A 21,611-nucleotide genomic window follows, 5' to 3' on the forward strand; every position below is an offset into this window, starting at 1 on the left:
AGAAAATCTAATCCAAAATATAAAAAATAAAGATCTATGAAAGGAATTATATTAGCCGGAGGTTCAGGCACGCGTTTGCATCCCTTAACACTTGCAATGAGCAAGCAAATGATGCCTGTTTATGATAAACCAATGATTTATTATCCCTTATCAACGTTGATGATGTCTGGGATCAATGAAATATTAATTATTTCTACTCCACATGATTTGCCAAATTTTAAAAAATTATTAGGGGATGGTTCTAGTTTGGGCTGTAAATTTAGTTATGCAGAACAAGCAATTCCTAATGGGCTAGCTCAGGCTTTTGTAATTGGAGAAGAATTTATAGGTAAAGATGATGTAGCGTTAATACTTGGTGATAATATATTTTTTGGTTCTAACATGCAGGAACTATTAAAGTCAAATACAAAACCAAATGGAGGAGTAGTTTTTGCTTATCATGTTTCAGATCCTGAACGTTATGGTGTAGTTGAATTTGACGAGAATTACAAAGCGATTTCTATTGAAGAAAAACCACAAGAACCAAAATCAAGTTATGCGGTTCCGGGATTGTATTTTTATGATAATTCAGTCGTAGAAATTGCTAAAAATATTAAGCCAAGTGCCAGGGGTGAGTATGAAATTACCGATGTAAATAAAGTTTATTTAGAAAGAGAAGCTTTAAAAGTTGGTATTTTGAGCAGAGGGACGGCATGGTTAGACACGGGAACTTTTAATAGTTTAATGCAAGCAGGACAATTTGTTCAGGTTCTTGAAGAAAGACAAGGATTAAAAGTAGGCTGTATCGAAGAAATTGCATGGAGACAGGGCTTTATAAATGATGCTCAGTTAGAGGAACTTGCATTGCCTTTAGTGAAATCTGGATACGGATCTTATTTAATTGATTTTTTAAAACAAAAGAAAAAAGTTGTTAAAGTTTAATTTCTGTTAGAGAAACAATTTTTTGAAACCTTTAATTTGTACTTTTGTATGTAATACGAAGTTTACAAAATTAAACAGAACCCAAATTGAATACAGAAGAGCAAGCTAAAATAAGGACTTTGTTTCATAATTTCCTATCACCGAGAAATTTAAGGGCAAATATTAACAACCTGAGTTATTTACCCAGGTGGATTATTATTGCTATAGATGTAATGGTGCTGGTTTTTTCGTTCACATTTACATACATGTTGTTTGAAGGAACAGCGTTAGGATATATTGTTACATCACATCATTTTTACTTTGTTGGGAGCTTAATTTTTGTAAATATATTTTTCTTCTGGTTGTTTAGAACCTATTCGGGAATTATTAGACATTCCTCTTATATAGATGCTATCAAACTACTGTTTTCTCAAATGTCAGTTTTGGTCTTCTTTCTGTTTTTTAATCTGGTTTTCGAATTATACGCCGGACATAAAGCTTTTTTAAATACAGCTCTCTTTATTAATTTAGTTCTGTCTTTTTGCGGATTGTTTTTATATCGTGTAATTGTAAAACAGACTTTTGAATTATATTTTTCAGAGAAAACAAGCACTAAATTAATTAGAACAGTCATTTATGGAACTGATGCCAATGCTATTTCTGTAGCCAATGCATTAAAATTTGAAACCCCTTCTCGTTTTAAAATAGTTGGTTTTGTTGATAAGAACAATCAAAATGCATCTAAGAGAATGTTGGATTTACCAATTTTGATTTTAAGAAAAAAATTACCAGCCTTAATGCGTTCCGTTGCTGCAGAAGGTGTAATTATAGCAGATAAAAGTTTAACTAAAGATGAACAGTTAATTATTGTTGATCAATGTTTAGAATTTAATTATAGAGTTTATACAGTTCCTTTGATTTCTGACTGGGAAAATCAAAAAGAAATTTCTCAAAAGGTAAAAAATATCCAGATTGAAGATTTATTAGAAAGAAAGCCGATAGTCCTGGATAGTAAATCAATTTCAAAACAATTAAAAGATAAAACAATACTTATCACAGGTGCAGCCGGATCAATAGGAAGCGAGATAGTAAGACAAGTACTTGGGTTTAATCCTAAAAAAATAATTATTTTAGATCATGCTGAAACTCCACTTCATAATTTATGTTTGGAAACTTTGGGGATGAATTCTGAAACAAAAATTATTGCTGTAATTGCTGATGTAAGAAGTAAGAAAGCATTAGAAAAAGTTTTTAAAACTCATAGCCCACATGTTGTTTTTCATGCTGCTGCTTATAAGCATGTGCCATTGATGGAAGAAAATCCTTCACAGGCAATATTAACAAATATTAAAGGGACTAAGAATTTAGCTGATTTAGCATGTAAGTACTTTGTGAAGAAGTTTGTGATGGTTTCAACAGATAAAGCTGTTAATCCCAGCAATGTGATGGGGGCGCCAGCAAACGAATTGCTGAAAAATATGTACAATCTCTATTTTTGAAAAACCAAAATGAGAATGTAGAAGGTGCAACAAAATTTATTACTACTCGTTTTGGAAATGTTCTGGGATCAAATGGATCAGTTGTTCCTTTGTTTACCAAACAAATTGCAGAAGGTGGACCAGTAACAATTACACATCAGGATATTATACGATATTTTATGACAATTCCGGAAGCGTGTCAATTGGTTTTAGAAGCCGGGGCAATGGGTAACGGAGGCGAAATTTATATTTTTGATATGGGTAAACCAGTCAAAATAATAGATTTGGCGAAGAAAATGATTAAGCTGGCAGGTTTTATTCCTGATAAGGAAATAAAAATAAAAATTGTTGGTTTACGACCAGGTGAAAAATTATACGAAGAATTATTAAACGATACATCTAAGACTTTACCGACTTATCATAATAAAATCATGATTGCACAAGAGATACAGGATGAATATGAAAACCTGCATACTGAAATCGATGAGCTTATAGGAATTGCTGATTTTTATGATAATGATGACATTGTATCTAAAATGAAAAAAATAGTTCCGGAATTTAAAAGCATGAATTCAGCTTTCGAAGTTTTAGACAAATAATTTGCTTAATACATACGAGAAATTCTAAATCAAATATTTAAAAAGGTGTTTTAATAAAACGCCTTTTTTGCTTTTTATACTTTTTGTATTTAAGTAAAAATCTTGTTAATTTTATTGGGCTGAATCGTTTTTTAATTATAATTTTTAAGGGACTAAAAAAAACTTTTTTATAATTTTTAAATGCCTATTATTGCACTCCAAATTGTAATCAAAATAAAATGAAAAATAATAATGTTTCAAATGATTGGCTCTTTGAAATAACACCAAAAAACAAATTTTTCTCACTCAATCTTAAAGAGGTTTGGCAATATCGTGATTTACTTTTCTTATTTGTAAAACGTGATGTAATTACAGTATACAAACAAACCGTTTTAGGACCGCTTTGGTACTTAATTCAGCCTTTATTCACTTCGGTAACTTTTACAATAATTTTTAATAACGTTGCTGGTATAAATACGGGTACAGTACCTCCTTTTTTATTCAATTTAGCCGGGATTACCGTATGGAATTACTTTACAGCCTGCCTTAACGGAACTTCTGATACTTTCAAGTCTAATGCTGGAATATTCGGGAAAGTTTATTTTCCAAGAATTATAACACCTTTATCAGTTGTAATTTCTAATTTAATAAAATTCGGAATTCAATTTCTTATTTTTATAGCTTTCTATTGTTATTACTACCTCATAGGAACAGACCTGAGTTTAAATGGTCTTGTTTTATTTTTTCCTGTTCTGATCATCATTATGGGAATTCTTGGGTTAGGATTAGGAATGCTAATATCGTCAATGGTTACAAAATATAGGGATTTTAGTTATTTAGTTGGTTTTGGAATACAGTTACTAATGTATTTATCTGCAGTAATGTATCCAATGGAATTGCTAAAAGATAAATTGCCAAAATATGGATGGCTTGTTGAATATAACCCTTTAGCATATATAATTGAGACTGCTCGTTATATGCTTCTAGATGTTGGTAAAATTTCAATTCCAGGATTACTTTATACTTTGGTATTCACAATTGCAGTATTTTTTATTGGTCTTTTAGTTTTTAATAAAACCGAAAAGAGTTTTATAGATACAGTTTAAAGCTAATTTTTGATCAGGAGAATAAATTTAAAATTTACAATTAATAATATATTATAATTGGAAAAAGATATTATTTTAAAAGCTGAAAATATCTCTAAACAATATCGTTTGGGGCAAGTAGGAACAGGTACATTAAGCCATGATTTAAACAGATGGTGGCATCAGGTTAGGGGAAAAGAAAATCCATATTTAAAAATTGGGGACACTAACGACCGTTCGACAAAAGGAGAATCAGACTATGTTTGGGCTTTGCAGGATATTAATTTTGAAGTTGAGCGAGGAGATGTTTTAGGGATTATAGGGAAGAATGGTGCCGGAAAATCAACCCTTTTAAAGATATTGTCAAAAGTCACGGCTCCAACCACGGGAAGTATAAAATCGCGCGGGCGAATTGCATCTCTTCTTGAGGTAGGAACTGGTTTTCATGGTGAAATGACCGGACGAGAAAATGTCTATTTGAATGGAGCTATTTTAGGAATGACCAAAAAGGAAATCACTTCAAAAATAGATGAAATTATTGAATTCTCAGGTTGCGAACGTTATATAGATACTCCGGTAAAAAGATATAGTTCTGGAATGACAGTTCGTTTGGCTTTTGCTGTAGCTGCATTTCTTGAACCTGAAATTTTAGTTATTGATGAGGTTTTGGCAGTTGGAGATGCTGAATTTCAGAAAAAGGCTATTGGTAAGATGCAGGATATTTCTAGGCAGGGGGGGAGAACTGTTTTGTTTGTTAGTCATAATATGGCAGCAGTTGAAAATTTATGTACAAAATGTATTTTATTAGAACATGGATTTGTAGTATTTACAGGTAGTACGCCAGATGTTATATCATACTATTTGTCTAATCAAAAGGTAGTCTCGACTAAATTATCTGAGATAAAAGAAAGAAAAGGTAATGGAGTCTTAAATTTTACAGAAGGAATAATTAAAGACAACATTAATCCAATAAATAGTATTGAAACATTTTCTGATTTCGAAATAAAACTAAATTATAATTTGGACCCAAATGTTTTAGTACTAAATAATCGAATTGATATTGGTATTAATAATTATATGGGAGATAGGGTAGCTTGGGTTTCGTCAAGTAACATTATTCATGATTTTGATATGAAAAAAGGAGAAATAGTGTTTAAAATTACTAATTCTCCACTAGCTCCAGGTGAATACGCTTGCAATATTTATGCTGAAATTAACAATGAAGTTTCCGATTGGCTTATTTCTGTTATGCCATTCACAGTTATAGAAAAAGATTATTATAAATCAGGCAAATTGATTCCATCAAATCAGGGTTCTATTTTACTTAATTATAATATTAAATAATATGTTTATGGTTTCAAAGATTAAAAAAATAATTGCAGAAAATAAAGTCAGGCAAGAAGAACAGATATACCAGGCTAAAGAATTGGAGTGGGCACATATCTACCATGATAGTATTAGAGGAAAAAAGTGGATTGAACTTTTACCTTTGAATATAGGGCGATGGGCTGGTAATTATTCCTTTTTTTATGTTTTAAATAGAATATTGTCGGATTATAAACCAAAAGCAATATTAGATTTAGGCTTAGGAGAGTCTAGTAAATTTATTTCAGCTTATTTAGAAAACTATCTTTTAGATTCAAAACATACTATAGTAGAACAAGACGAAGAATGGGCTAAAGAATTTCAATTAAGAGTTTCGCTTGCCAAAAGCTCAAATATTGTTTATTGTCCCATTACGACAAGAGAAATCAATGGATATAAAAGCAATTCATATGATGGATTTGACGAGAAAATAAAAGGAAAGTTTGATTTATATATTATTGATGGTCCATTTGGCAGTGAAAGATATTCGAGATATGATATAATATCTAAAATAGAAGAATTAAATTCAGAAGATGAATTTATTATTTTATTTGACGACACTGATAGAAGAGGGGAAAAAGATACTTTAAAAGAAATTATTAGAATTTTAAAGAATAAAAAAATAAATATTTTTGTAGGTAACTATGTTGGAAATAAAACGAACACAGTTTTAGCTACAAACAAATATAAATTTGCAACATCTTTATAAATGAATGATATGCTTTCACCTATCGTTTTATTTACTTATAATCGGCCTGATCATACAAAACAAGTACTAGATGCTCTTGCTCTAAATGAAGAAGCAAAAAACAGCATTTTATATGTTTTTTGTGATGGTGCCAAGAATGAAGAAACGAGTGATAATTTATCTAAAATAAATGAAGTAAGAAATCTAATCAATAATGAAGATAGATTTAAAGAAGTTATTATAAAAGTCCAAGATAAAAATAAAGGATTAGCAAATTCTATTATTGATGGCGTAACAGATATTGTTAACATTCATGACAAAGTTATTGTCTTAGAAGATGATATTGTAACGTCAAATGGTTTTTTAAAGTATATGAATGAAGCTTTGACATTTTATCACAATAATGAAAAAGTGATGCATATTTCAGGCTTTATGTACCCTCATGAGGAGAAATTGCCAGAAACATTCTTTTTTAATGTTCCACTTTGTTGGGGGTGGGCTACTTGGAAGAGAGCGTGGAATTATTTCGATAATGATTCTTTAAAATTGTGGCAAGATCTTAAATATGAAAACAAATTTAAAGAGTTAGATAAGTTTGGCGGAGACTATCTTAGTAGTCAATTAGCGCATAATATATCTGGAAAATTAAAAACATGGTTCATAAAATGGCATGCCTCTGTACTGCTAAATAATGGTTATACACTTTATCCTAATAAATCTTTAGTAGATAATATAGGATTTGATAATACAGGAGTTCATAATAAACAAACAACACAATTTCAAAATTTGACCTTGGCAGAACAAATTAATATTGGTCCCATAGATTTTAATGAGAATCAAGATGCTGAAAGAGTTGTAAAAATGTTTTATAATAAATTATTAAATCCTGTTTCAGTTCAAAAGAATATAAAATTAAAAACAAGACTAAAGTATAAGATTAGAAGATTGTTTTTTAAAATATTTCCTGATATAAAAAAAGCTTTAGACGAAAGAATTGAGGCTACTGGGATAATTAATAATTCTTACACAGGTGATCACTGTAAAATTTATTCTAAATACAGATTGTTTAATTCAATAATTGGAAGTTACACATATGTAGCAGAAAATTCAATTATTAGTAATACAATTATTGGTAAATTTTGTTCAATAGGTCCTAATTTGATTTGTGGCTGGGGAATACATCCAACTAATGCCTTATCAACACATCCAATGTTTTACTCGACAAAAAAACAAAATGGCACATCTTTAAGTGAAATTGATAAAATTGAGGAAACAAAAAATATTATTATTGGCAATGATGTATTTATAGGCATGAATGTGACTATTTTGGATGGAGTTAAAATTGGGGATGGTGCTGTTATAGGTGCTGGTGCAATAGTTTCTAAAGATATACCGGCCTATGCAATAGCAGTTGGAAATCCTATTAGAATCATTAAATATAGATTTGATGATGCAAAAATTAATCAGCTTTTGAAAATTAAATGGTGGGATTTTGCAAAAGAAGATTTGCCTTTAGTCGAAAAATACTTTTTCGAAGTAGAAGAATTTATCAATAAGATGAAATAAATAATTCTTTAAATTTTAAAAATAAGATAATAAAAATGGCGTTAATTTCAATCATCACCATTAATTATAATAACCTCGAAGGTCTAAAAAAGACTATGAACAGTGTTATTAATCAAACCTGGCAGGAGTTTGAGTATATTGTTATTGACGGGGGATCGACCGATGGCAGCGCTGCTTTTATTGAATCTAAAAATGATAAGATTGACTATTGGGTGAGTGAAAAGGATTCTGGAATTTATAATGCCATGAATAAGGGAATTACTAAAGCAAATGGTGAATACTTATTATTTTTAAATAGTGGAGATCATTTTTTTTCAGACATGGTTTTGTCGGAAAATTTATCTAAAATAAGTGATTATGATTTGATTTATTTTAATGTTTTATTAATAGATAAAAAATCTGCAAAAACAATTTCATATCCGGAAAAATTAACTTTTTCTTTCTTTTACGAAAGAACATTATGTCATCAAGCAACACTAATTAGAAAGGAACTTTTTAGTATAATGGGGCTTTACGATGAAAATTTGATATTTGTATCTGATTGGAAATTCTTTATTTTAAGTATATGTAAATTTAATCATTCCTATGTGAGGATAGACTCTGTTTTGTCAACCTTTTATTTAGATGGATTAAGTTCTGTTCCAGAAAATAAGAAGCAAATTAAATTAGAAAGAATAAAAATTCTAAAAGAAGAATTTAGTGCTTTTATGAGTGATATTTATGAGCTTGAAAAATATCAAAATCTAATTTATAGTTTGCGAAAATCAAAGAAACTTAATTTTCTAATAAAATTAGGTTTAATAAACAAATTTTAAAAAATGCTTCATCAATTATGCCTCTTCCTGTAATTTCCGTCATAGTTCCATGTTATAATCAGGCTCAATATTTAGATGAAGCTCTCAATTCAGTGCTTAATCAAACGTATGAGAATTGGGAATGTATAATTGTTAATGATGGAAGTCCCGATAATACAGAATTTGTTGCACAAAAATGGTGTGCAAAGGATATCCGTTTTAAATATATTTTTCAAAAAAATGCAGGTCCAAGCGTTGCTCGTAATTCTGCTATAGAACAAGCAAAAGGAGAGTTCATACTACCACTAGATGCAGATGATAAAATTGCTCCGGAATATATTGACTTAGCATTAAACGCTTTTAATAATGAAAGTTCTTTAAAAGTAGTTTATTGCAAAGCTGAAAAATTTGGAGATGAGCTTGGATTATGGAATTTGAAACCTTTTTCCCTTTATAACTTAAGCAAGAAAAACATGATTTTTTGCTCTGCTATTTACAAAAAAAGTGATTGGAAAAGAGTAGGAGGATATGATGTTAAAATGGATAGGGGAATTGAAGATTGGGAGTTTTGGATTGCTATATTAAAAGATGGGGGTAATGTAAAGCGTTTAGATTTTATTGGATTTTATTATCGCATAAAAAAGATATCCAGACATAAACAGTTTGATGAAAAAACAGAAAAAAATACAGTTGAATACATGTGCATCAAACACGCTGATTTTTTTGTAAACCAATTAGGCTCATCTATAGAACTAAACAATGATTTAGAACAAACCAGGAACGATTATAGGCGAAAACTTAAAAGCAAAAAATTCGTTATTGATGTTTTTTGTAATACTTTTTTTGGTTTTACAATTTTTAATAATAAGAATGATTTATATTAAATAATGTTAGTCTCAATAATAATTCCCGTTCACAAAACTATAGATTACTTTAAAAGTTGTGTAGAAAGTGCGCTATTGCAATCATACAGCCATATTGAAGTACTTATAGCTTGCAATGGAGAATTGGAAATTCAAACTTGCAAGGATTTTTTAAATATAAATGACACAAGACTTATTTATTTAAAAACAAACCCCGGTCGACATAATGCGAGAAATGAAGCATTATTAGTGGCTAAAGGAAAATATATTCAATTTTTAGACTATGACGATTTGTTATTTTTAGAAAAAATTGAAACCCAAGTTTCGCTATTAGAAACTACAGAGAGTAAGAAAGCAATTTCTATTACAAAATGGAAAAAGTTTAAAAATGAATTAAACGAAAGTTATAATTTTCCATATAATAACATATTTGAAGAAGAGAAAATTGATGCCCGAAAATTAATTCGGAAATTATCAGTTAATGGAGGTTTTATTGCCACTGGATCATGGTTAATTCCTAAAGTTTCAATTGACAATATCAAATGGATAGACAGTCCGAATGATGATGCTGTTTTTTTATCAGGCATATTAAAACAAAATCCTGAAATAATAATGGTTTCTGAAACTTATGCAGGGTATAGAATTCATGATGAAAATACAAGTTCTTTATTTAAAAAATCAGAATTAGATAAACTTTTAATGAGTTGGGAATTGATTTACCAGAACTTGAACGCCCTGAATATATTCGAAGTAAATCTTTATTTGTATAAAGCATATTTAAATTTAATACGTTATTCCAAAGTCGTGAATGGGTATCGAATTCTATTTATAATTTATAAAACACTAATGTTTGGATTTAAATCTAAACTTGGTTTTAACTTGGTTTTAGATCTAAAAAGAATGTTACTTAAATAAGAGAAATTGAAATCAAAAATACTTATAATAGGCCCAATTACGGATTTTGGAGGAAGAGAGTTAGAAGTAGGCTTTGTTTCTAATGTATTGTCATCAAAATATCAAGTTGAGGTATGTTCTACTGTGACTATTTCAAAAAATACTCAGGTTTTAGATTTTAGTAAAAGTCTTCCCGTTTTTTCTTTAAAAAGTAAAGTATTTAAAAACTTCGGGGTGATTAAATTTCTAGCCTTTATTAGTTATTTAAAGAACAATTTTAAAGGGTCAGTTCCGGATTATGCCAATAACGAATGGGCCAAAAAGCATTATAGTTATGATGCTAAAGCCTTAAAAGTTTTAAATACCCTGATCCCTAAATATAATTTGGTTATTTTTTTTGGTCAGTTATCATCGAATTACATAAAAGAGATTATCGAAATTTGTCATCATAATAAAATCAAATTTGTTTTTAGAACAACAGGTAAAATTTTAGATTATCAGAATTATGATTATTTAAATTATGTTGATTTATTTATTCATCATTCTGCAAACAATGCAAATGGTCTTAAAATAAATGCCCATAACTATACAGTAATTGATCAATGTGCTTTTAATGAAGAAGAATTATTGAAAATTCCTGTAGTAAAAAATAAAGTGAAAACATTTTTGACCATCGCACGTTTAGAAAAAGAAAAAAACATTGATATCGTTATAAAAGCTTTTTTAAAGGTTTCCGACAATGATAAATTAATTATTATTGGTGAAGGATCTGAATATAATAATCTGAAAAAACTAGCGAAAAATAATGAGAATGTTGTTTTTACGGGATTTATAGCGAATCATAAAACAGCTGATTTTTTTAAACAGGCAGATTGTATTATTATTTCGCATTACGATTTTGAAACTGGTCCTTTAACAGGTATTGAAGCTATGGCAAGCGCAAGATTAATTTTGTCAGCAAAAACCGGTGCCATGGAGGAGCGATTCAAAGGAATTAATATCTCCTGGTTTAATAATACAGTAGAAGATTTATCTGAAGAAATGATGAAAATCAAAAACATTGATGCAGATCAGGCTGAAAAATTATCGATCGAAATTAGAGAAAGATATACTTCACGTTTTTCGAAAGAAAATATTAATGCACGATACTTAGAAGTAATAGAAAAAGTAATGGCCATATAATGAGAAAAGGAAAAAATATTTCAAAAGATATTTTATTACCGGTTTCGGATTCAAATCACCGAGTAATAATTCCTTTGTATATACCAAATGAAGAAGATTATTATAAAGATGCTTTTACCATCTTTACCTATTGTCTGACTTCAATTCATAAAACTTCAATTTCAAATATAAAAGTTTCGGTAATAAGCAATGGTTCTTGCAGTAGCGTAAATGCTAAATTATTTCAGTTACAAGAAGAAAAGTACATTGATGAACTAATAATTGAAAAAGAAAGTATTGGCAAAGTAAACAGTATTTTAAAAGCATTGCGTACAGCCGAAGAACGTTTAGTAACAATTACAGATGCAGATGTTTTGTTTGATAATGATTGGGAAAAAGAAGTTTTAGATGTTTTTAATACTTTTCCCAAAGCGGGATCGGTAAGTCCTGTTCCTGTTTTCAGAACCCATTTTAGATTAACATACAATATCTGGTTTGATAATTTATTTTCATCACGATTAAAATTTCGTCCGGTAAAAGATCCGGAAAGCATGACATTGTTTGCTAATAGCATAGGATGGCCATGGCTTGATCTCAAGTATAAAGATGTTATTGCAACTTTAAAAAGTAAAGAAGAAACTATCGCAGTTTTAGGAAGCTCTCATTTTGTATGTACCTATAAAAGAGAAGTTTTTTCTAAAATACCTAAAGAAAATACGATCTATAAATTAGGTGGTGATAGTGAGCATTTGTACACAGATCTACCAGTTCTTAAATTAGGAGGATATCGTTTGGCGACTTATGGTAATTATGCGTACCATTTAGGAAATGTTTTAGAAGACTGGATGACTGAAAAGCACATTGGGTTAAAAGAAGAAGTCAAAAAAACTCAAAATATTGAAACCTTAAAAGTATTAAGTGCCAGGCCATTTTATTATTTTTTTACTGAAAAAGTTTTTAAAAAGTTTCTTAGATATCCAGTGCTTTGCAGATATATATTAAAAAGAAAAGGGCTTTCAGAAAAACAATTAAATGATTTACTACAATGATAACAATAGTTCTAACCAATCGTAACCGTGATTTACAGACTGTAAAGAATTGTTTTGATTCTCTCGCAGAGCAATCAAATGACGATTTCGAATTGTTTTTTGTAGATTATGGATCAGATCAAAATTATGTCGATGATTTAAAACAATTGATCGCAAAATATCCTAAAATCAAATCTATAATTTCTCCGGTTTCCGGGCAGTTATGGAATAAATGCAGAGCCATAAATATTGTATTGAAAAAATGCAATACACCTTATTTTTTTGTTGGAGATATCGACATGCTTTTTCACCCTGATTTTATAAATAAATTGCATGAACTTAAAAATAAAGATAAAGCAACCTACTTTCAAGTTGGTTTTTTAAGTCAAAAAGAAACTGCACTTCAAAGAGATTTTCATAATGCAACGGTAGATTTTACTTCAAGAAAAGAAGCTACCGGAATGACCTTGTATCCAACTCAATTGTTGAAAGAAATAAATGGTTACAATGAGTTTTATCATGGCTGGGGCGCCGAAGATACAGATGTGCACATTCGACTACACAATCTCGGAATTAAAATTGATTTTTTTGAAAAAGAAGTTCTGTTAAAACACCAATGGCATCCAAAAACATACCGAACTAATTTAAGCACAGATCCATATCATTTTGAATTGGAAAGAATAAATCATTCCTATATTCAGATTTCTCAAACCAGCAAACAAACAAAAGCAAATATTAACCAGCAGTGGGGAGTTTTACCGGAAGAAAAAGAATATTCTAAATTATCAGATCAGCCGGATTTTACAATTGAGATCGAACCAGAAACTTCAAAAGTAAATGCATTATTAGCACAACTGGATAATTTTGAGAATAAAATGGTTTCAATAATAGTTAAAGACACATCTGACAGCAATAAGAGAAAACAATTTGCAAAAAGAATATTAGGAAAAAAGTATCTGAAATTTTTACCGATGAAAAGTGTAAATAATGCGATATTACAGGAAATTGTAATGCATTACAGGAATCTGCCATATCAATATTCATTCGACCAAAATACAAATCTAATTACCCTTAAAATTTATTTTCGATAATGAAGATACTTATGGTTTCAATTCCATCACTCCATTTTTTTAGATGGACAAGTCAGCTTCAGGATTCTGGACATGAAGTATATTGGTTTGACATTACCGGAATGAGTGAAAAGTCTGAAAGGCTAAATTGGGTATCTCAAAAAGTAGGCTGGAAATTAAAATGGAATTACCCCGGAAGATTGTTTGTAAAGAAAAAATTTCCAAAAGTCTATCAATTTCTTCAATATTTTAATGAGTACAAAACGGCATCGGTTTTTGAAAAATATTTAAATGAAATTAAGCCCGATGTTGTTCATAGTTTTGCTTTATATCTGTCATGTACTCCCATTATTTCTGTAATGGAAAAAAAATCAAATCAAAAATGGATATATTCTTCCTGGGGAAGTGATTTGTTTTATTTTCAAAATGATAATAAATATTTAAAAGATATCAAACGGGTTTTGCCAAGAGTCAATTATTTGTTTACAGATTGCAAAAGAGATTATGAAATAGCAAAAAAATATGGTTTTTCGGGTGATTTTCTTGGTGTTTTTCCTGGCGGAGGCGGATTTGATTTGGCTCATATGGAACAATTTAAATTACCTGTCGACCAACGAAATGTCATTCTGCTCAAAGGTTTTCAAGGAAGATCGGGTAGGGCTATTTCGGTTTTAAAAGCAATGGAATTTCTTAAAAACGAACTTTCCGATTATTCGATAGTTGTTTTTGGTTCGGATAAGGAAACTTTAGATTATGCAAAAAAGTCGATACTAAAAGATTGGCCCAATTTCCAAATAATAGGAAAAGTTTCGCATCAGGAAGTTATAGAGCTTATGGGAAAATCTAAAATCTACATTGGTAATAGTAATTCAGACGGAATTCCGAATACTTTACTCGAAGCCATTTGCATGGAAGTTTATCCTATTCAGTCAAATCCGGGTGGCGCAACCGCTGAAGTTATAAATCATGGCGTTAATGGCTTGCTAATCGAAAATTGCGAAGATGTTTCTGAAATCAAATCTAAAATTCTAGATGCTATTTACCGCCTGCCTGAAACAGATTACTTAAAAAATGATCTGTTACAATTAGAATACAATTATTTAAAAGAAAAAGTAAAAGACAGCTATAATAGCTTAAACGCTAAGTCAATAGAAATTAAAAATTAATTTAAGTGCAAAAAAGTATTTCAACTCAAGAAGATATTAAACAATTAATTATTGATATTGAGCAAAAATGGCCTGTAGATTTATGGAATATTAACGGCATTGATATTTGGCCTTATGTTAGAATTAAGATATATATAGATTTCTTAGTTCAAATGAATAAATCAAACGTATCAACTGACAGCAATAAACAAACTGAGAAGAAAAAATCTAATTTCATAGTCCGTATTTTTTTAATGATTTTAAAAATAACGGGGGCTTTCGTGAGATTAATTGCATTTTTTTTAAGGTTGAGAAACAAAAAGATTTTATTTTTTGGTTCACATATTCATAGGGTTTTAAATGATGATGCTTATTTTAATAGATTTTATGATTCAATGATTGAGCATCATAAATTGGAGGATGAGGTTTATATGGTCGAATATCAAAAAACCTATGACAAGATGTACAATGCGAATGCTGTAATAGAATTAAAAAAGCATTTGAATGATTTTACTTTATTATCCAAGTTGTTTTCTGGTTTCAGAAAAAATAAAAATACTGTGCATTTAGAGGGGTATGAGGAGTTTCACTTATGGCTGTCATCACATTTTTTTGAATTGAAAAGAGTAAGGATTTCAGAGAAAGAATTAATTAATTGGACCAATAAAATAAAATCGCTTAAACCATTTTATAGATTATTCTATAAAATAGTAAAACCGTCTAAAATAGTTTTTCTTGGATATTATGGATTGGATGATTTAACAGCAGCCCTGTTAGTAGGAAATGATTTGAAAATTACAACAATAGATTTTCAGCACGGACCACAAACTAATATTCACATGGCTTATACAAGCTGGACAAAAGTGCCAAAAGAGGGTTTCAATATAATGCCTGTTGAATTTTGGAACTGGGATTCAAGATCAAAAAGCAATATTGAAGAATGGGCATCTACAACACAAAACGTTAAGTCAATATTGGTGGGGCAGCCCTTTGTTTCGTATTATCTAAACAAATACAAAACAATAGAGAAAAGTGATGAAAAACAAATTTTTTATAGCTTACAAACCACTCCATTTTCTATTGAGGATATGATTACTCCTAAAATTATTTCACTGATAAAAAAAACAGAATTGAAATGGATTTTTAGATTGCATCCAAGAACTAACATAAGTCTGCAGGAGCTAAATGATTTTTTAATTTTAAATAATATTAATGATAAAGCCGTAGCTCAGGATGCATTTCAAACTCCCTTACCAGAATCACTTGTTCGTTCTTTCTTGCATGTTACAAATTATTCCGGTTGTTTAATTGAAGCTTATTTAATGGGAATCCCATCATTGTTAATTCATAATATGGGGAAAGAAATGTTTAATTTATATATTGATGATAAAAAAGTGTTTTTTATTGATCAAAAGGAATCAAATTTCGAATCAGATTTTTCTATTCTTATTGAAAATATAGGACGAAATAGCACGGTGAATACAGCGTTAGAAGTTTATAATCCCTTAGCATAATTTAATTGTTAGGATGTTAATTAATATTGAATTTTGAATACAAAAGAAAATTTTTTGTGGATTTCTAACCTTCGTGTTATTGCTGTTATAGCAGTTATTTTTGTACATACAGCATCGCCGTTAGTAATGAAATTTGGTGTGTTGTCAAATCAATTGTGGAATTATGCCAATTTTTATGATGCGATATTTCGCTTTTGTGTTCCTGTATTTGTTATGATATCGGGAGCATTATTGCTGAATAAAGAATATGAATTTAGAACTTTTTTTATTAAACGTTTTATAAGGATTGGCTTGCCTTTCTTGTTCTGGAGTATTTGTTATGTTTTATATTCGATATTTATAAAAACAGATGACTACAAAAAGCTGCATTTTTTTGGAATCATTAAAAAACTAATCAGATCTGTTTATTTCGGAAGCGCTTATCATCTTTGGTACGTATACATGCTTTTCGGATTAATATTAATTATCCCAATTTTGAATGTCTGGATTAGCAAAGCCAAAAAAAGTGAAATTCATTATTTTTTGTTGCTATGGTCCATAACGCTGCTATTTAAGAATTTTGGCTTTGAAAACTACAAACCTGCAATAGATTTGTCGTATTTTTCGGGATATGTTGGTTATTTGGTATTAGGATATTATTTGTCTGTAATAGAGATTAAGAATATAAAAAAATGGAGAATAATAGCAATATTGGTTTTTATTTTAGGTTCACTTATTACCTTTTTTAGTACCTATTGGTTTTCTGTTTCAAAAGGTAAAATCGATAGTTCATTATATGATTTTTTTAGTTTTAATGTCCTTCTTGCCTCAATAGGAATTTTTATATTTTTTAGATTGTCTAATTTTTTAAATAGCAAAACCAATGTTGTTTTGGTTCAAATTAGCAATTTGAGCTATGGTATTTACTTAATCCACGTTTTGGTTTTATCAATATTAGATAGTTTTGGCATAAACGCATCATTTATTAATCCAGTAATAGGAACTCCAATTACAGTTTTTTTATGCCTTAGTATTTCAACCCTCATTATAAAAATAATAAATACAAATAAGACTGGATCTTACATTTCAGGCTAATTCTCTTTTTATTTAAATGAAACTTTAATAAACATAAACTTTATTATTACAAAGTGCCTTTTTTTAACTTTTAAAATTACTTTTGAGGCATTAAAAAGTATTACTTATGAAAAAAACAGCCATTATTCCGCTTCGTAAAAATTCTAAGGGAATTCCAGGAAAAAACAAGAAAAAAATGTTAGGCCGCCCGCTTTTTTCATGGGTTCTGACAGAAGCTATTTTTTCGGAATTAGATGAAGTTTACATTTTTACAGATGATCAGGAAATAATCGATTATATAAATAAAGAATACCATTGGTCGCCAAAAGTAAAAGCGCTTTTGCGTAATGATGAAAATGCATCTGATACAGCCTCGACAGAAAGTGTGATGCTGGAGTTTGCCGAAACTATTAAATACGATTTTGATATTCTGTGCTTATTACAGGCAACTTCTCCAATGACAAAGGCAGTTGATATAAATGCCACGTTAAATGAAATTATCGATAATAAAAAACAATCTGCATTAACGGTTGTAAATACGCATCGCTTTATATGGAATTCTGATGGAACATCTCAAAATTATGACGTTTTTAAAAGACCGAGACGCCAGGATTTTGATGGTTTGTTAATCGAAAATGGTGCAGTTTATACCACAACAAAAGAAGCTTTTTTAAATTCAAAAAACAGAATAAGCGGTTCAATTGGTTTGGTAAAAATGCCTGAAGAATCTCTTGTTGAAATAGATAGTACATCTGATTGGCATATCGTTGAAAATTTATTGGCAGAACGCCAGAAGAAAAGTAAAACACACCAAAAAATTGAATACTTAATACTCGATGTCGATGGTGTTTTTACCGATGGAAGTGTTTATTATAATGCTGATGGAGAAATGGCCAAAAGATTTGATATGCGAGATGGAATGGGATTGGAAATTATCAGGCAAAATCAGATTCAGGTCATTGCAATAACATCCGAAAATTCTGATTTAGTTGCGCAACGAATGAAAAAATTGCAGATAAACGACACATTTTTGGGGGTAAAGGATAAATTTTCGTTTTTAACACATTTTCTTTTAGATAGAAATAGTAGTTTTGGCGCCGTTGCGTACGTAGGAGATGATGTAAATGATTTGGCAAATATTTGTAGTGTTGGATGGTCTTTTGCACCGGCAAATGCAACCATTACCGTAAAAGCAAATGCTGATTATATTTTAACCCATGCATCTGCATCCGGAGCAATAAGAGAAACTTGTGAAATTTTAATAAAATATAATAAACGTTATGAAGGAATATAAAAAACCTTATGTGATTGCCGAAATTGGATGTAATCATAAAGGCGAAATGTCAATAGCAAAGGAATTAATTAAAATTGCTAAGATTTTTGGAAATGCAGACGCAGTTAAATTTCAAAAACGAAATAATAAAGAACTTTTAACAGAGGAACAATACCACGCTCCCCATCCAAATGCATTAAACTCTTATGGAGATACTTATGGTGCGCATCGTGAATTTTTAGAATTTGATGTTAACCAACACCGCGAATTAAAAGAATATTGCGAAGAAATTGGTATTGTTTATTCAACATCAGTTTGGGATACTACTTCTGCAAAAGAAATTACATCATTAAATCCGGAATTCATTAAAATTCCTTCTGCATGCAACAATAACTTTGATATGTTAGGGTGGTTATGCGAAAATTATTCTGGCGAAATTCATATTTCTACAGGTATGACTACTAAAGATGAGACTGATATTTTAGTAAACTATTTTACTGAAAAAGGTAGAAACAAAGATTTAGTATTATACAATTGTACTTCAGGATATCCGGTTCCATTTGAAGATGTTTGTTTGTTGGATATCAATTTGTTAAAACAAAAATACGCAGATAAGGTAAAACATATTGGTTTCTCTGGTCACCACTTAGGAATTGCTGTTGATATTGCGGCTTATACTTTGGGAGCAAACATTATAGAAAGACATTATACTATCGACAGAACCTGGAAAGGAACTGACCATGCAGCATCTTTAGAACCAATGGGTTTACGCAAATTATCTCGTGATTTAGACGCTGTTTATCAGGCATTAACTTTCAAATCGACTGATATATTGCCAATTGAGCAAGTCCAAAGAGATAAATTAAAGAACAAAAAAGTCTAAGACGAATGCTTTTTTCAAACAGAATTAGAGTTTTTTGGTGGAACGAAAAAATTATCCAGGGTAAGTCTAAAGAAAACTATGGAGATGTTTTGGGTAGATACCTTGTTGAAAAAATCTCTAATAAAAAAGTTGTTTTTGCATGGCCTAAAAAATTCTCTTTTTTAGATTGGTTTTTACCAATTTATGTAACGATAGGAAGTATTTTAACCAATGTAAATCATAAATGTATTGTTTGGGGCAGCGGAATTATCAGTAAAGATTCTAAAATAAAAAATGCTGTTTTTTTAGCTGTTCGCGGGCCTCAAACTCGAAAATATTTGTTAAGTCTTGGATATAAAGTTCCCGAAATATATGGAGATCCGGCTTTACTCTTGCCGGATTATTTTAATCCTGAAGTTACTAAAAAGTACGAGTACGGCATTGTACCGCATTACAATGATTATAAAATAGTTCAAAGCTGGTTTCAGGGACAAAATCATATCAAAATTATAGATATGATGACCAATGATATCGAGTCTAAAACTATTGAATTTTTAGAATGTAAAAAAGTGGTTTCGTCTTCTTTGCACGGAGTCATTATAGCACATACATATGCTATTCCGGCAGTTTGGCAGCCGTTTTCGAATGGTGTTTTTGGTGATGATATCAAATATCAGGATTATTTTGAGTCGGTAAAAATACCTTCATATAATCCATCAATTCGAACAAACGAATTCTCAGAGATAGAATTAGAGAAATTATTTGTAGAGAATGTTAGTTTGCCTGATAAAGAAGTTATAGAGTCACTGAAAAAAGGTTTAATGGCAGTTTGTCCTTTTAAGAATTAGTTTAAGAATAGAAAATATTATTTTAAAATACCACTTAGTGTTTAGGTTATGAGTAAAAAAGTATTTGTTTTTTTTCCGGATGGTGTAGGACTACGCAATTTTGCTTTTACAAAATTTAAAGAAATAGGAGAAGAAAAAGGGTATGAAATCGTTTACTGGAATAATACTGTTTTTTCTTTAAAAGAGGAGTTAGGATATGATGAGGTTAAAATCGAAAATCATACGACGCATCCTTTAACGCCTGTTTATTCGAGAATAAGAAAACATATTGAATTAAATGTTTCTCAAAAAAAATTCAATGATAAAGTCTACGAAACCTATAAATTTCCATTTAGTTACAAAGGTCTCAAAAACACTTTAAAAACCTTATACACTAAATTGCTGATTGGTTTTAATTCTTCAGAAAAAGGAATTGTAAGGATCAGAAAGCGTATCAATGCCCTGGAGCGTTCCACTACAAAATATCAATATTGTAAAGCACAATTACAAGAACATAAACCTGATTTAGTTTTTTGCACCACACAAAGAGCAACACAATCTATTAGTGCTTTATTAGCAGCCAAAGATCTGGGTATTCCCGTAGTGTCTTTTGTTTATTCATGGGATAATGTGCCAAAAGCAATGCAGGTTGTCGAAGCTGATTTTTATTTTGTGTGGAGTGATTTAATGAAAGAAGAAGTCCTGAAATATTATCCTTTTGTACAAGAATCTCAGGTTTTTGTAACTGGTACGCCTCAGTTTGAACCTCATTACGACCAAAATTTGTTTAAAAGCAGAGAAGAGTTTTTTAATGAAAACAATTTAGATACTTCTAAAAGATATATTTGTTTCTCTGGCGATGACGAAACGACTTCTCCGCTAGATCAATATTATCTGGAAGATCTGGCAAAAGCAGTACGAAATTTAAATGCAAAAGGCGAAAATGCGGCTATTATTTATCGTAAATGTCCTGTAGATGTCAGCACAAGATATGACGCAGTTATTGATGCTAATAAAGATGTAATAACTGTTCTTGACCCATTATGGAAACCTGCAGGTAAAAATTGGAATGAAATTTTACCAACCAAAGAAGATTTGGGATTATTACATAACGTTTGTGCACATTCAGAGTTCGTTACAAATGTATGCTCTTCTACCGTTTTTGATTTTGTTGCACATGATAAACCTTGTATTTACTTCAATTACGAACAGCCACAACTAAAAAAAGGAATCAGAGATATCGGTCAGAATTATAAATATGTTCATTTTAGAAGCATGCCTTCTCAGGAAGCGGCAGTATTTTGTACAGATAAGACAACTTTGGAAGATCAGGTAAAACAAATTTTAGATAAAAAATTATCGAATGTCTCAGATGGCAAAAAATGGTACGAAATTGTAGTGGGAAAAAATCCAACACAAGCATCTTTGGCAATTTGGGATACAATCAATCAATGTATAAATAAATAA

General features: G+C 30.1%; 18 protein-coding genes and 1 pseudogene. All 19 read left to right on the top strand.

Annotated features, from left to right (window positions below; translation table 11 throughout):
- Positions 1-36: 36 nt before the first annotated feature.
- The 19 genes and pseudogenes from rfbA (at position 37) to BUE22_RS14935 (ending at position 21,611) form a co-directional block, all read left to right on the top strand.
- Positions 37-921 carry a glucose-1-phosphate thymidylyltransferase RfbA gene (rfbA, locus tag BUE22_RS14845; protein WP_073395915.1) on the top strand — a complete coding sequence of 295 codons (885 nt, stop codon included), beginning with the start codon at positions 37-39 and terminating at the stop codon, positions 919-921.
- A gap of 86 nt (positions 922-1,007) precedes the next feature.
- A pseudogene (locus BUE22_RS14850) lies at positions 1,008-2,977 on the top strand (polysaccharide biosynthesis protein).
- A gap of 218 nt (positions 2,978-3,195) precedes the next feature.
- A complete protein-coding gene (locus tag BUE22_RS14855) occupies positions 3,196-4,062 on the top strand; it encodes an ABC transporter permease (RefSeq protein WP_073395918.1) in 867 nt (288 codons plus the stop codon).
- A gap of 57 nt (positions 4,063-4,119) precedes the next feature.
- Positions 4,120-5,385: an ABC transporter ATP-binding protein gene (locus tag BUE22_RS14860; protein ID WP_073395921.1), complete on the top strand. Its 1,266-nt coding sequence runs from the start codon at positions 4,120-4,122 to the stop codon at positions 5,383-5,385.
- 7 nt (positions 5,386-5,392) lie between these two features.
- Positions 5,393-6,115 carry a GTPase domain-containing protein gene (locus tag BUE22_RS14865; RefSeq protein ID WP_124020475.1) on the top strand — a complete coding sequence of 241 codons (723 nt, stop codon included), beginning with the start codon at positions 5,393-5,395 and terminating at the stop codon, positions 6,113-6,115.
- The gene (locus tag BUE22_RS24035; RefSeq protein ID WP_317043540.1) at positions 6,116-7,660 is read left to right on the top strand and encodes a DapH/DapD/GlmU-related protein; all 1,545 of its coding nucleotides are present in this window, start codon (positions 6,116-6,118) and stop codon (positions 7,658-7,660) included.
- A gap of 35 nt (positions 7,661-7,695) precedes the next feature.
- Positions 7,696-8,475: a glycosyltransferase family 2 protein gene (locus BUE22_RS14875; RefSeq protein ID WP_073395928.1), complete on the top strand. Its 780-nt coding sequence runs from the start codon at positions 7,696-7,698 to the stop codon at positions 8,473-8,475.
- Positions 8,476-8,492: 17 nt separating this feature from the next.
- On the top strand, positions 8,493-9,338 hold the full coding sequence (locus BUE22_RS14880; protein ID WP_073395931.1) for a glycosyltransferase family 2 protein: 846 nt from the start codon (positions 8,493-8,495) through the stop codon (positions 9,336-9,338).
- A gap of 3 nt (positions 9,339-9,341) precedes the next feature.
- A complete protein-coding gene (locus BUE22_RS14885) occupies positions 9,342-10,232 on the top strand; it encodes a glycosyltransferase family A protein (RefSeq protein WP_073395934.1) in 891 nt (296 codons plus the stop codon).
- A gap of 6 nt (positions 10,233-10,238) precedes the next feature.
- Positions 10,239-11,393 (top strand): glycosyltransferase family 4 protein, encoded by a 1,155-nt coding sequence (locus BUE22_RS14890; protein ID WP_073395937.1) that lies wholly within the window; start codon positions 10,239-10,241, stop codon positions 11,391-11,393.
- Complete coding sequence (locus BUE22_RS14895) at positions 11,393-12,421, top strand: glycosyltransferase family A protein (protein ID WP_073395940.1); 1,029 nt, start codon at positions 11,393-11,395, stop codon at positions 12,419-12,421. The genes BUE22_RS14890 and BUE22_RS14895 overlap by 1 nt, the downstream gene beginning before the upstream one ends.
- Positions 12,418-13,491 carry a glycosyltransferase family 2 protein gene (locus BUE22_RS14900; RefSeq protein ID WP_073395943.1) on the top strand — a complete coding sequence of 358 codons (1,074 nt, stop codon included), beginning with the start codon at positions 12,418-12,420 and terminating at the stop codon, positions 13,489-13,491. Before BUE22_RS14895 ends, BUE22_RS14900 begins: the two co-directional genes overlap by 4 nt.
- Complete coding sequence (locus BUE22_RS14905) at positions 13,491-14,636, top strand: glycosyltransferase family 4 protein (protein WP_073395946.1); 1,146 nt, start codon at positions 13,491-13,493, stop codon at positions 14,634-14,636. Before BUE22_RS14900 ends, BUE22_RS14905 begins: the two co-directional genes overlap by 1 nt.
- Positions 14,637-14,641: 5 nt before the next feature.
- Positions 14,642-16,129 carry a hypothetical protein gene (locus BUE22_RS14910; RefSeq protein ID WP_073395949.1) on the top strand — a complete coding sequence of 496 codons (1,488 nt, stop codon included), beginning with the start codon at positions 14,642-14,644 and terminating at the stop codon, positions 16,127-16,129.
- A gap of 33 nt (positions 16,130-16,162) precedes the next feature.
- Positions 16,163-17,203 (top strand): acyltransferase, encoded by a 1,041-nt coding sequence (locus tag BUE22_RS14915; RefSeq protein ID WP_073395952.1) that lies wholly within the window; start codon positions 16,163-16,165, stop codon positions 17,201-17,203.
- Positions 17,204-17,309: 106 nt separating this feature from the next.
- Positions 17,310-18,476: an acylneuraminate cytidylyltransferase gene (locus BUE22_RS14920; protein ID WP_073395955.1), complete on the top strand. Its 1,167-nt coding sequence runs from the start codon at positions 17,310-17,312 to the stop codon at positions 18,474-18,476.
- A complete protein-coding gene (locus tag BUE22_RS14925; protein WP_042565931.1) occupies positions 18,463-19,338 on the top strand; it encodes an N-acetylneuraminate synthase family protein in 876 nt (291 codons plus the stop codon). The genes BUE22_RS14920 and BUE22_RS14925 overlap by 14 nt, the downstream gene beginning before the upstream one ends.
- 5 nt (positions 19,339-19,343) lie before the next feature.
- Complete coding sequence (locus tag BUE22_RS14930) at positions 19,344-20,165, top strand: polysaccharide pyruvyl transferase family protein (RefSeq protein ID WP_073395957.1); 822 nt, start codon at positions 19,344-19,346, stop codon at positions 20,163-20,165.
- Positions 20,166-20,213: 48 nt separating this feature from the next.
- Positions 20,214-21,611 carry a glycosyltransferase family protein gene (locus tag BUE22_RS14935; RefSeq protein ID WP_073395960.1) on the top strand — a complete coding sequence of 466 codons (1,398 nt, stop codon included), beginning with the start codon at positions 20,214-20,216 and terminating at the stop codon, positions 21,609-21,611.

The organism is Flavobacterium pectinovorum, from assembly GCF_900142715.1.
GTDB lineage: Bacteria > Bacteroidota > Bacteroidia > Flavobacteriales > Flavobacteriaceae > Flavobacterium > Flavobacterium pectinovorum.